Source organism: Amaricoccus sp., from assembly GCF_017993425.1.
GTDB lineage: Bacteria > Pseudomonadota > Alphaproteobacteria > Rhodobacterales > Rhodobacteraceae > Amaricoccus.
In genome coordinates, this window is sequence record NZ_JAGOMQ010000033.1 from 1 (window position 1) to 12,705 (window position 12,705).

The window sequence follows — 12,705 nt, forward strand, 5'->3', positions numbered from 1 at the left end:
AACCGCAGCTGCGCGCCCTCGCCGCCACCCTCCCCCCCGCCTCCCGCCCCGGCGACTACGCCCAGGCGGTGATGGACCTCGGCGCGACGATCTGCACGCCCCGCAAGCCCGCCTGCGGCCTCTGCCCCTGGTCGCCCTCCTGCCGCGCCCGCGCCCTCGGCATCGCCGCCGGGCTGCCGCGCCGGACGGAGAAGGCCCCGAAACCCCTCCGCCGCGGCGTCGCCTACCTCGCGCTCCGCCCCGACGGCGCGATCCTCGTGGAGACCCGACCGCCGAGCGGCCTCCTCGGCGGGATGCTCGGCCTGCCCGGCGGCCCCTGGACCGAGACCGGCGAGACCGAAGCGCCGCCCTTCCCCGCCGAGTGGCGCCCCCTCGAAGGCGAGGTCCGCCACACCTTCACGCATTTCCACCTGGCGCTCCGCATCCTCGCCGCCCGCACCCCGCCCCGCGCCGGCGACTGGCGCCCATGGACCCCAGAGCTCGAGCGCGCCATGCCCACCGTGATGCGCAAGGCCCTCCGCCTCGCCCGCGCCGCGCTCGCCCCCGGCAGGGCCTGTTCCCCGGAGCCGCCGTCGCGTTGATGCCGGAAAGGGGCGCGGGGCGGGCCGAGGGGGCTCGATGCCCCCGAGGACCGTCGTCCGTCAGTCGCCCGACATCTCCGCCCGGATCTGCTGGCGCCAGTAGTCGATCGGCACCGGCGCGCCATCCTTGCGGAAGTGCCAGAACGTCCAGCCGTTGCACGAGGGCGCGCCCTGCACCGCGGCGCCGACCTGATGAATGGAGCCGCGGCTGTCGGCGGAGACGAGCGTCCCGTCCGCCCGCACCCGGGCGCTGTACCGCCCGTTCTGCGACACCAGCGTCTCGCCCGGCGCGAGCAGGCCGCGCTCCACCACCTGCCCGAAGGCGACCCGCGGCTCGGCGCGCTTCGAGCCCGTCACCGAGGCCGCCTCGGCGTCGAGCGGGCGCACCGCCGCGATCCGCGCTTGCGCCGCCGCCACGTAGGTCGGCTCGCGCTCGATCCCCACATAGCGCCGGCCCAGCCGCCTCGCGACCGCGCCCGTCGTCCCCGCCCCGAAGAACGGGTCGAGCACCACGTCGCCCGGCCGCGTCGAGGCGACCAGCACCCGGTGCAGCAGCGCCTCCGGCTTCTGCGTCGGATGCAGCTTCGCCCCGTCCGGCCCCTTCAGCCGCTCCGCGCCGGTGCAGAGCGGGATCACCCAGTCCGAGCGCATCTGCACGCCGTCGTTCAGCGCCTTCGTCGCCTCGTAGTTGAAGACGTGCCGCGACTGCGGCGAGCGCGCCGCCCAGATCAGCGTCTCGTGGGCGTTGGTCAGCCGCTTGCCGCGGAAGTTCGGCATCGGGTTCGACTTGCGCCAGACCACATCGTTGAGGATCCAGAATCCCGCGTCCTGCATCGCCGTCCCGAGCCGGAAGACGTTGTGATACGAGCCGATCGTCCAGATCGCCCCGTCCGGCTTGAGGAGTCGCCGCGCCTCGGCCAGCCATTCGCGGGTGAAGGCGTCGTATTCCGCGAACGAGCCGAACCGGTCCCATTCGTCGTCCACCGCGTCGACGAGACTGTTGTCGGGCCGGTGCAGCGTGCCCTTGAGCTGGAGGTTGTAGGGCGGATCGGCGAAGACCAGGTCGACCGAGCCCTCCGGCAGCGACCGCATCACCTCGAGGCAGTCCCCCTCATGCACGACGTCGAGCTCCAGCTCCGGCGCGGCGGCGTTTCTCATGCTTCTCGACATCGGCCCATCATTCCATACATGCGGTCGCGCGCAGGATGGACGAGAGCCGATTCGCGATCAAATTATATTTGAATCAATGGCTTAACTGTTAGCTCTTCACACAATATCTTGTGGACCGGCGCAAAGCTGCGCCGATGATGTGGGGTCACGCCCAGCCGGGCGAGCGCCTCGGCATGCGCGCGCACCCCGTATCCGACGTTCGTCTCCCACCCATATCCCGGAAACTGTTGCGCCAGCGCCACCATCATCCGGTCGCGCACCACCTTGGCGACCACCGAGGCCGCCGCGATCGACAGGCAGAGCGCGTCGCCGCCGATCACCGCGCGGGCCTCGCCGCCGAGCCCCTGCGGCAGGAGCTTGCCATCGACGAGCACCGTCCCCGGCGTCGTCCCCAGCGCCACGAGTGCGCGCCGCATGGCGATGAAGCTCGCCTGCAGCACGTTCACCCGGTCGACCTCGGCGACGCTCGCCACGCCGACCCCCACCCGCGCGCAGCCGAGGAGCGCCTCGTAGAGCGCCTCCCGCCGCGCCGCGGTCAGCTTCTTGCTGTCGTCGATACCCTCCGGCACGCAGTCCGGATCGAGCACCACCGCCGCCGCGACCACGGGCCCGGCCCAGGGCCCGCGCCCGACCTCGTCGACGCCGCAGACCGGCCCGCGCCCCTCGCGCTCGCGACTGAAATCCGGCGGCATCCTCGCTCCCTCGACCTCGGGGCGGGCAGAATGCCGCCCCGCGACGCCGCCGTCCATGCCTCGCGTGGCGCGAGGCGCGTCCCTACCCGGCCGCCGGGCGCGCCGGCTGGCCCTCGACGCGGGCGCTGCCCTCGGCCTGCTTCAGCGCGTTCGGCACCAGCACCTCGCTGAACCCGGCGAGGAAGCCGAAGAGGTAGACCGCCCAGTTGCGATACGTCGGGTCGAGCGACCCGAGGATCCAGCCGCCCTCGATCAGCAGGATCACCACCGCGGCGGCGATCACCCCGATCATCACCCGCACCACGCCGGCATAGAGCATCTCCCAGATCGAGATCGCGTGGCTGACCTTCAGCTTGTCGATGCCGATCGACACCGAGAAGAACGCGCCGAGCGCCCCGAACAGCAGCACGTCGAGATAGCTGAGCGGCGGCGGCTCCGCAGCCGCGAGCGCGCCGGAGAAGAAGCTGACGATCACCCCGGCCGGCGCATGGGCGAAGGTCCGGATCAGGAGCCACCCGACCGCAATGGCGAGGAGCGCGGTGGCGTTCGCCAAGATGTAGCGCATCCGGTTGCCGCTGTCGCGCCGCGCCTCGATATCGACGCGCACGCCGTCGAGCAGCGTCACCGCCCGGTCCGGCTTGCCCTCGAGCGCCAGTTGCATCGCCTTCGACAGGATGACGAGGCAGCGCTCGGCCAGCGACTCGTACTCCTCCTTGCGGTTCGCCGAGACGAGGCCGGTCGGCCGCATGCTGCACACCACGTCGGTGATCACCGCCACCGGCCCGATCACCGACGCCAGCCCCTCGCGCAGCTGGCGACACCGGGCGTTATCGGACAGCAGCACGATCCGCAGCCGGCCGAAGTCCCGCGCCGCCGCGTCCGCCGTGTAGATGATGAACTCGTCGGTGCGGATATAGACCTTGCCGACATTGTCGCCGAGCGGATCGGGCTTCCCCCGTTCCACCCTCGGCTTGTCGCCGGCCCCCGCCGCCACGACGGCAGCCGTCGACCCGGCGGCCTCCGCCGGCGCCGTGCCGGGGCCGTTCTCGCCGACGCCGGCCACATCCGGCACGACCGCCTCGGTCGTGACCTCCGGCTCCGTCGGCTCGGTCCCGTCGGGCCCGACGGGGGTGTTGGCCGCCGGATCGCCCGTCCCGGCATTCCCGGCCGCCGTGGCGTCGGCGGCAGGCTCCTCCGTCGTCGCGGGTTTCCGCTCGTCTATGGCGAGGGCGTCGTCAGGCATGGGCGCGCTCCGTGAAACGGGCGCTCGCGGCGGATGCGTCGGGAAATCGCCCGAAAGGCCGCGGCGCGGCGAGATCAAAGGTCGGCTCGTCGAATGGTTGCGCATTCTAGCACGACCGTCGCCTTGCGCCTAGCGCCGCCTCTCCGCCGCCTCGGGGCGCCGGCTCTACTCCGCCGCCTCCTGATAGCTCTCCATCGGCGGGCAGGAGCACATCAGGTTGCGGTCGCCCCAGACGTTGTCCACCCGGTTGACTGGAGCCCAGTACTTGTCCACCCGGAACGCCCCCGGCGGATAGCAGGCCGCCTCGCGCGAATAGGGGCGGTCCCAGTCGCCCACCAGGTCCTCCACCGTGTGCGGCGCGTTCCGCAAGGGATTGTTCTCCCGGTCCATCTCGCCGCGCTCGATCGCCGCCGCCTCCGCGGCGATCCCGAGCATCGCCGTGACGAACCGGTCGAGCTCCGCCTTCGGCTCGCTCTCCGTCGGCTCGATCATCAGCGTCCCCGCCACCGGCCAGCTCATCGTCGGCGCATGGAAGCCGCAGTCGATCAGCCGCTTGGCCACGTCCTCGACGCTCACCCCTGCCCGGTCCTTCAGCGGCCGCACGTCGACGATGCACTCATGCGCCACCCGCCCGTCCCGCGAGTATAGGATCGGATAGGCCTCGCGCAGCCGCGCCGCGACGTAGTTCGCGTTCAGGATCGCGATCCTCGTCGCCTGCGTCAGCCCCGCGCCGCCCATCATCAGGCAATAGGCCCAGGAGATCGGCAGCAGGCTCGGCGAGCCGAAATCCGCCGCGCTCACCCGCCCCGCGCCTCCCGGCCGCCCCGGCAGGTAGGGCGCGAGATGCGCCTTCACCCCGATCGGCCCCATCCCCGGACCGCCGCCGCCATGCGGGATGCAGAAGGTCTTGTGAAGGTTGAGATGGCTCACGTCCGAGCCGAAATCCCCCGGCCGCGCCAGCCCGACGAGCGCGTTCATGTTGGCGCCGTCGAGGTAGACCTGCCCGCCGGCGGCATGGGTGATCTCGCAGATCTCGCGCACCGTCCCCTCGAAGACGCCGTGCGTCGAGGGATAGGTGATCATGCAGGCCGCGAGTCGCCGCCCCGCCGCCGCGACCTTGGCCCGGAAGTCGTCGAGATCGACGTCGCCGTTCTCCGCGACCGCGACCGGGACCACCTTCATCCCGGCCATCTGCGCGCTCGCCGGGTTGGTCCCGTGCGCCGAGGTCGGGATCAGGCACACGTCGCGCTCCGCCTCGCCGCGCGCCGCGTGCCAGGCCCGGATCGTCAGCAGCCCGGCATATTCCCCCTGCGCCCCCGAGTTCGGCTGCATCGAGAAGGCGTCGTATCCCGTCACCGCGCAGAGCTTCGCCTCCAGATCGGCGATCAGCTCCGCATAGCCCTCCGTCTGCTCCGCCGGCGCGAAGGGATGGATGTCGGCGAACTCCGGCCAGCTCACCGGCATCATCTCGGCCGTTGCGTTCAGCTTCATCGTGCAGGACCCGAGCGGGATCATCGCCCGGTCCAGCGCCAGATCCCGGTCGGCCAGACGCCGCATGTAGCGCGTCATCTCCGCCTCGGCCCGGTTCATGTGGAAGATCGGATGCGTCAGGTAGCCGCTCGTCCGCACCAGCTCCGCCGGCAGCCGGTGCTCCTTCTCCAGCGGCAGGTCCACCGCATCGCCCCCGAACGCCGCCCAGATCGCCCGCGCGTCCCGCCGCCGCGCCCGCTCGTCGAGCGCGATGCCGATCCGCGTCGTCCCCACCCGGCGCAGGTTCACCCCCTCCGCTGCCGCGGCGCGCAGGATCACCCCCTGCAGGCCCCCCACCTCCACGGTGATCGTATCGAAGAACCGCTCCGGCTCCACCCTGAACCCGAGGCTCTCCAGCCCCTTGGCAACCCGGGCGGCCTTGCGGTGGACCCGCTGCGCGATCGCCTTCAGCCCCTCCGGCCCGTGGAAGACCGCGTACATCGACGCCATGACCGCCAGCAGCGCCTGCGCGGTGCAGACGTTCGACGTCGCCTTCTCGCGCCGGATGTGCTGCTCGCGCGTCTGCAAGGCCAGCCGATACGCCCGGTTCCCCCGCGCGTCGATGGACACCCCGACGATCCGCCCCGGCATCGACCGCTTCAGCGCGTCGCGGACGGCCATGTAGGCCGCATGCGGCCCGCCGAACCCGACCGGCACCCCGAAGCGCTGCGTCGAGCCGACGGCGATGTCCGCCCCCATCTCCCCCGGCGGCTTCAGCAGCGTCAGCGCCAGCGGATCCGCCGCAACCGCCGCCAGCGCCCCCGCCCCGTGCAGCGCCGCGATCGGCTCCGAGAAGTCGTGGCAGTGCCCGTAGGTGCCGGGATACTGGAAGATCGCCCCGAACACCTCGCCCGGCTCCAGCTCCGTAAACGGATCCCCGACGATCACCCGCCAGCCGAGCGGCGCGGCGCGTGTCTCGATCACCTCGATCGTCTGCGGATGGCAGTCGCGGTCGACGAAGAACGCCCCCGCCTTGGACCGCGCCGCCCGCTGGCACAGCGCCATCGCCTCCGCCGCCGCCGTCGCCTCGTCGAGCAGGCTCGCATTGGCCACGTCGAGCCCGGTCAGGTCGCAGACCATCGTCTGGTAGTTCAGCAGCGCCTCGAGCCGCCCCTGGCTGATCTCCGGCTGATAGGGGGTATACGCGGTATACCATGCCGGATTCTCGAAGATGTTCCGCTGGATGACCGGCGGCGTTACCGTGCCGTGGTAGCCCTGCCCGATGAGGCTCGTCATCGGCCGGTTCTTCCGCGCCACGTCCCGCATCTTCACCAGCATCGCCTGCTCGCTGAGCGCCGGCCCCCAATCGAGCGGCCGCGCCTGCCGAATCCCCCGCGGCGCGGTCTCGTCGATCAGCGCGTCGAGGCTCGGCGCCCCGACCACCGCCAGCATCTCCGCGATCTCCCCCGGCGAGGGGCCGATATGGCGCCGGTTGGCGAAGTCGTAGGGATGATACTCGGTTTCCTGGAAGGGCATCGCACGTCCGCCGATGGGGATGGCGCGGAATATGGGACGGGAGGCCGGACAAGGGCAAGCCGCCTCCGCACGCCCGGCAAAAGCGAAGGGGCGCGCAACGCGCGCCCCTTCAGGCAGGTCGGGCGCGCCCCGGTCAGGGGCGCGCCGTCGCAGATCAGACGCCCTCCGGCTCGAAGAGCGACGCCTCGGTCGGGTCCTCGGACCGGCCGTCGAGGACGGCATGGGCGCGGGCCCGGTCGATGTCGCCCTCCCAGGCGGCGATGACCACCGTCGCGACGCAGTTGCCGATCAGGTTGCCGAGCGCGCGGGCCATCCCCATGAACCAGTCGACCGAGAGCACGAGCACGAGCCCGATCGCCGGGATGACCGGCACCGCGGAGAGCGTCGCCGCCAGCACCACGATCGCCGAGCCCGGGATGCCGTGCGCGCCCTTCGAGGTCAGCAGCGCGACGCCGAGGATCAGGATCAGGTCGCCAAAGGCGAGCGGCGTGTTCGTCGCCTGGGCGATGAAGACCGTCGCGAGCGTCAGGTAGATCGAGAAGGCGTCGAGGTTGAACGAGTACCCGGTCGGGACGACGAGGCCGACGGTCGAGTCCTTGATCCCCATGTGCTCGAGCTTGCGCATGATCTGCGGCAGCACGCTGTCCGACGAGGCGGTGCCGAGCACGATCATCAGCTCCTCGCGCAGGTAGCGCAGGAACTTGAAGATCGAGAAGCCGGCCAGCCGCAGGATGCCGCCGAGGATGATGAAGACGAAGAAGATCACCGTCAGGTAGTAGAGGACCACGAGCGTCCCGAGCTGCTGGAGCGAGCCGACCCCGTACTTGCCGACGGTGTAGGCGATCGCGCCGAAGACGCCGAGCGGGGCGAGCCGCACGATGAACCCGATGATCTTGAACAGCACCTCGGTCGTCAGCTCGATCAGGTGGGTGACGGGCGCCGCGCGCTCGCCGATCAGGCTCAGCGCCGCCCCGAAGAGCACCGCGAGGACGAGCACCTGCAGGATGTCGCCGTTGGCGAAGGCGCCGACGAAGGTCGAGGGAATGATCCCGAGCAGGAAATCGATCGGCCCGTGCATCTCCTTCGTCCGCTCGACGTAGGAGGAGAGCGCGCTCGAATCGAGCGCCGAGGTGTCGACGTTCATCCCGTGCCCGGGCCCGAAGGCGTAGGCGACGACGATGCCGAGGATGAGCGCGATGGTAGTGACGACCTCGAAGTAGACGATCGACTTCACCCCGACGCGCCCGACCTTCTTCAGGTCGCCGGCGCTGGCGATGCCGTGGACCACGACGCCGAACACCAGCGGCGCGATGACCATCTTGATGAGCTTGATGAAGCCGTCTCCGAAAGGCTTCATCGCGGCCGCGAAACCGGGCCAGAAGACGCCCACGACGATGCCGAGGACAAGGGCGATCATCACCTGGCCGAACAGTGATTTTGTGAATGCGGGCATGGGATCTCCTTGGGCGCACGCGGGGCGCGGACGGTGGCTGGGGAAAGGGCGGGCGGCGCGCGGCCGCCCGCCGGAAGGCGTCAGGTGCGGTTGGCGCGCCGCATGAGGATCGTGTAGGCGACGGCGCCCGAGACGGCGCCGATCACCCAGCCGAGCGCATTCTCGGGCAGGACGTGGAAGAGCTGGGTGCAGAGCTCCCACCCGATCGCGATCGCGCCGGAGATGGCGAGGGCGCGGAGGCCGACCCGGTTCCAGCCGCCGTCGTAGTGGTACCGGCCGGACGCATCCATCGTGTAGAGCTCGGGCGTCACGATCTTCTCGCGCTTCACCAGGTAGTAGTCCGCGACCATCACCCCGTAGAGCGGCGCGAGGATCGCCCCGAACACCGACACGAAGATGGTGATCGCGTGCGGGCTGTCGACGAAGATCCACGGGCAGACCAGCACCGCGAGGATCGAGGTGATGAGCCCCCCGCGCTTGAAGTCGACATGCCGCGGGAACAGGTTGGCGATGTCGTAGGCCGGCGAGACGAAGTTCGCGACGATGTTGATGCCCATCGTGGCGATGATGAAGGTGATCGAGCCGATGAAGACCGCGACCTTGTTGTCGATGCGGGCGACGATCTCGACCGGGTCCATGATCATCTCGCCGAAGACCGAGATCGAGCCTGCGGTGACGATGACGACGATGATCGAGAACAGGAGGAAGTTCACCGGCAGGCCGAGGAAGTTGCCGACCTTCATCTGCTTCTCGGATTTACCGAACCGCGAAAAGTCGCCGAAGTTGAGGAGCAGCGCGGCGAAGTAGCTGATCACCAAGAGCATGGCGTTGATCATGCCGCCGATCGTCGCCGAGCCGCTCAGCTGCGTGTCGCCGAGCCGCATGTTCAGCGATCCGAGGCCGGCATGGTAGAGGATCCACGCCATCAGCGCGAACATGACGAGGTAGACGGCGGGACCACAGAAGTCGATGAACTTGCGGATCGTCTCCATGCCGCGCTGGAAGATCAGCAGCTGCCCGAGCCACATGATGAAGAAGGAGATCCAGCCGAGCGTGCTCAGCCCCATGAAGCCCGAGCCCTGCCCGAGCGCCGCGGCGGAAGGGATGAAGAGCAGGATGATGATCGCCACCGCCTTCGAGGCGAAGTAGGTCTGCACGCCGTACCAGACGATGCCGACGACGCCGCGGATCACCGCAGCGAGGTTCGCGCCCATCACGCCCATCGACACCCGCGCCATCACCGGGAAGGGGATGCCCTCGCGCAGCGACGGCCGCCCGATCATGTTCATCAGCACGTAGACGACGAGGATGCCGGCGGTCATGGCGAGCAGCACCTGCCAGCCGGTCAGCCCGAACAGGAACAGCGAGGCGGCGAAGGTGTAGCCGCCGACCGAGTGGACGTCCGACATCCACATCGCGAAGATCGAATACCCGGTCCAGGTGCGCTTCTCCATCGGCACCGGGGCGAGATCCTCGTTGTAGAGGTCGGGATGGGCGGGCACGCCGCCGACATAGGGCGTCTCTCCGGGCGTCGCGCCGTGAGAGGGGGTCGCGATGTTGGCCAAGGCTCTAACCTCCGTTCTGTGGACGGTCGTCTTCTCCCGGCGGCGCCGTTCAGACCTGACGGCTCGCGGGGCAGTATTCGCTGCTTGGGTCCGGCCGGCAACTCCTGGTCGCCGGGCGCCGTTTCCTCCGGGGAGCGGGCTCGCCGCTTGCGACCCGCCTCTTGATGTTCTATCTGAGATGTTAGATGGAACCTCATCAGGCACACAACCGCGGCAATCCCTGAAGCTCTTTCAGGACTTGTTTGAAAATGGGAGCGCGCATGGTCCGCGAGGCGAGCGAGGGCGAGACGCTGATGGCCGACCAGGCCTATGGCCGGCTGATCGGGCGGCTACGCGACGGAACGCTGCCGGCTGGACGCTTCGTCTCGATGCCGGGGCTCGTCGAGCTCCTCGATCTGCCGCTCGCCGCCACCCGCGAGGCGGTGAAGCGCGCCGGGGTCGAGGGGCTGGTGCAGGTGCTGCCGAAGCGCGGCGTGCTGGTGATGGAGGCGAGCGCCGAGGCGACGCGCGACTGCATCGACTTCCGCGCCACCCTCGACATGGCGGCGGCCCGCCGGCTCGTCGCCGCCCGCGCCGCGCTGCCGCTCGGCGACCTGCGGGCGAGCCACGAGGCGCTGGCCGAGGAGGCCGAGCGGGCGATGACGCCCGACCTGCCGCGCCGCGCCGTGCTGACCGATCTCAGCCTGCACGACGCGCTGGCGACCGGCCTCGACAACCCGCTCGCCGCCGAGGCCTACCGGGTGAACCGCAACCGCGTCGCGGTCATCCAGAACACCCGCCCCTTCCTGCCCGACCGCATCGTCCCGGCGATGCGCGAGCATCTCCTCATCATCGACGCCCTCGAACGCCGCGACGCCGACGCCGCCGTCGCCGCCATCGCCGACCACTGCCGCACCACGCTCCGCTGGTGGGGCATCCTGCTCTGAGCCTTCCGCCCCCTGCCCCGGCGACCTGATCTCCAGCATCGGCTCAGAAGCCGACCCGGCGCGGTCCCTCACCACGCGCGGCCGCTCTCTCCCTCCGCTTCATGACCGGCCAATCTCCCACGCAGCCGACAGGCCTTGCGCCGCCGCGCCGCGGCCGTAAGGCTCGCGGGAGGACAGGGAGGACCAAGGATGGATCTGGGGATCAGAGGCCGCCGGGCGATCGTCTGCGCCGCGTCGAAGGGGCTGGGGCGCGGCTGCGCCGAGGCGCTGGCCGAGGCGGGCGTCGAGCTGGTGATCAACGCCCGCGGAGCCGAGGCGCTCGAGGCGACCGCCGCGGCGATCCGCGAGCGCCACGGCGTCGCCGTCGCCGCCGTGGCCGGCGACGTCACCACCGAGGCAGGCCGCGCCGCGCTTCTCGCCGCCTGCCCCGACCCCGACATCCTCGTCACCAACGCCGGCGGCCCGCCGCCGGGCCTTTGGTCGGACTGGAGCCGCGACGACTTCATCCGCGCGCTGGACGCCAACAAGCTGACCCCGATCGCCCTGATGCAGGCGACGCTTCCCGCCATGATGGAGCGCGGCTGGGGACGAGTGGTGAACATCACCTCGCAGGCCGTGCGCGCCCCGATCCCCGCCCTCGGCCTCTCCAACGCGGCCCGCACCGGCCTCACCGGCTTCGTCGCCGGCACCGCCCGCCAGGTGGCCGAGAAGGGGGTGACGATCAACAACCTCCTGCCCGGCATCCACGACACCGCCCGCGCCGAGGCCCTCGACGCCGGCGCCGCCAAGGCCGGCGGCATCGCCCCCGCCGACGCCCGCCGCGCCCGCGAAGCGACGATCCCCGCCCGCCGCTACGGCGCCCCCGCAGAGTTCGGCGCCGCCTGCGCGTTCCTCTGCTCCATCCATGCCGGCTTCATCATCGGCCAGAACCTCCTCATCGACGGCGGCGCGACCAACTTGACGATGTGAACCCCCGGCCTGCTCCCCACGGGGAGCAGCGCCTGTGCAGAACGCGGAAGGGCGCGCGAGGGCTGCGGGACGCTCAGCGTAGGGGCTGGATCGTCAGCGCCGACAAGGGAAGGTGGCGGACTGGGCAGGATTCGAACCCGCGACCCCTTGATTCGTAGTCAAGTACTCTATCCAGCTGAGCTACCAGTCCGTGCGGCGCGAGATACGCTCGGCGGTCGGGGTTTGCAAGGCCGAATCCGGAACGAAACGGCGGCGACGGAGGGTCCGGAATGGACAGGGATCTGGCGGCGTGGACGCCGCGGCAGGCGCCGGGGCCGATGACCCTCGACGGCCGCCACGTGCGGCTGGAGCCGCTGGCGGCAGCGCACGCCGCCGCGCTCCACGCCGCCAACGCGGCCGACGACGCGATCTGGGACTGGATGTCTTACGGGCCCTTCGCCGACGCGGCGGACTACGCCGCCTGGGTCGACGCCGTCGCCGGCAAGCCCGACCCGCGGTTCTTCGCGGCGATCGACCGCGCGGCCGGAAGGCCGGCCGGCGTCGCCAGCCTGATGCGGATCGACCAGGCGATGGGCGTGATCGAGGTCGGGCACATCTGCTACGCGCCCTCCCTCCAGCGCACCCCCGCGGCGACCGAGGCGATCTCGCTGCTCGCCGGCTGGGCCTTCGCCGCCGGCTATCGCCGCTTCGAGTGGAAATGCGACGCCCGCAACCTCCCGAGCCGGCGCGCCGCGGCGCGCCGCGGCTTCGCCTGGGAGGGGGTGTTCCGCCAGGCGGCGATCGTGAAGGGCCGGAACCGCGACACCGCCTGGTTCGCCCTCATCGACCGCGACTGGCCCGAGATCGCCGCCGCCCACGCCGCCTGGCTCGCGCCGGAGAACTTCGACGCGGAAGGCCGGCAGCGCCGCCGCCTCGGCGACCTGACCGCACCCGTGCGCCGGCGCGCGGAGGCCGAGCACCCGCGGCCCTGACGACCGGGCGCCCGGCGACAGCCCGCCGCGCTCGGCGATGGACTCCGCCGGCGTTCAATCGGACGGAGGCTTGGCACGCGCGGCCGGGCATTCGTCCCCGCGAAGCCCGGGACATTCGCCGCCGTGATG

10 protein-coding genes and 1 tRNA gene are annotated in these 12,705 nt (G+C 71.0%); 4 read left to right on the top strand and 7 right to left on the bottom strand.

Features of this window, described 5'->3' with window-relative positions:
- The coding region (locus KBB57_RS14985) for an NUDIX domain-containing protein (protein ID WP_290751747.1) at nucleotides 1-581 on the top strand (581 nt) is incomplete at its 5' end.
- A gap of 60 nt (nucleotides 582-641) precedes the next feature.
- On the opposite strand, the gene KBB57_RS14990 is transcribed toward KBB57_RS14985, so the two are convergent.
- From KBB57_RS14990 to KBB57_RS15015, 6 genes are all read right to left on the bottom strand, one after another.
- Nucleotides 642-1,751 carry a site-specific DNA-methyltransferase gene (locus tag KBB57_RS14990; protein WP_290751749.1) on the bottom strand — a complete coding sequence of 370 codons (1,110 nt, stop codon included), beginning with the start codon at nucleotides 1,749-1,751 and terminating at the stop codon, nucleotides 642-644.
- A gap of 62 nt (nucleotides 1,752-1,813) precedes the next feature.
- Complete coding sequence (locus KBB57_RS14995; protein WP_290751751.1) at nucleotides 1,814-2,443, bottom strand: ribonuclease HII; 630 nt, start codon at nucleotides 2,441-2,443, stop codon at nucleotides 1,814-1,816.
- Between the two features lie 82 nt (nucleotides 2,444-2,525).
- Entirely contained in the window at nucleotides 2,526-3,686 is a 1,161-nt protein-coding gene (locus KBB57_RS15000) for a hypothetical protein (protein WP_290751753.1), read from the bottom strand.
- 165 nt (nucleotides 3,687-3,851) lie between these two features.
- Nucleotides 3,852-6,692: an aminomethyl-transferring glycine dehydrogenase gene (gene gcvP, locus KBB57_RS15005; protein WP_290751756.1), complete on the bottom strand. Its 2,841-nt coding sequence runs from the start codon at nucleotides 6,690-6,692 to the stop codon at nucleotides 3,852-3,854.
- Nucleotides 6,693-6,846: 154 nt separating this feature from the next.
- The gene (locus KBB57_RS15010) at nucleotides 6,847-8,145 is read right to left on the bottom strand and encodes a C4-dicarboxylate transporter DctA (RefSeq protein ID WP_290751759.1); all 1,299 of its coding nucleotides are present in this window, start codon (nucleotides 8,143-8,145) and stop codon (nucleotides 6,847-6,849) included.
- An 80-nt stretch (nucleotides 8,146-8,225) separates the two neighbouring features.
- Nucleotides 8,226-9,710, bottom strand: coding sequence for an NCS1 family nucleobase:cation symporter-1 (locus KBB57_RS15015; protein WP_290751762.1), 1,485 nt, complete (start codon nucleotides 9,708-9,710; stop codon nucleotides 8,226-8,228).
- A 260-nt stretch (nucleotides 9,711-9,970) separates the two neighbouring features.
- Between KBB57_RS15015 and KBB57_RS15020 the strand changes: the two genes are divergently transcribed.
- Together KBB57_RS15020 and KBB57_RS15025 are read left to right on the top strand one after the other, a co-directional pair.
- Nucleotides 9,971-10,636: a GntR family transcriptional regulator gene (locus KBB57_RS15020; RefSeq protein ID WP_290751765.1), complete on the top strand. Its 666-nt coding sequence runs from the start codon at nucleotides 9,971-9,973 to the stop codon at nucleotides 10,634-10,636.
- Between the two features lie 189 nt (nucleotides 10,637-10,825).
- Nucleotides 10,826-11,605 carry an SDR family oxidoreductase gene (locus KBB57_RS15025; protein ID WP_290751768.1) on the top strand — a complete coding sequence of 260 codons (780 nt, stop codon included), beginning with the start codon at nucleotides 10,826-10,828 and terminating at the stop codon, nucleotides 11,603-11,605.
- 113 nt (nucleotides 11,606-11,718) lie between these two features.
- Here KBB57_RS15025 and KBB57_RS15030 read toward each other — a convergent pair.
- A tRNA-Arg gene (locus tag KBB57_RS15030) sits at nucleotides 11,719-11,795 on the bottom strand.
- Nucleotides 11,796-11,874: 79 nt separating this feature from the next.
- Here KBB57_RS15030 and KBB57_RS15035 point away from each other — a divergent pair.
- Nucleotides 11,875-12,576, top strand: coding sequence for a GNAT family protein (locus KBB57_RS15035; RefSeq protein WP_290751771.1), 702 nt, complete (start codon nucleotides 11,875-11,877; stop codon nucleotides 12,574-12,576).
- Nucleotides 12,577-12,705 lie beyond the last annotated feature (129 nt).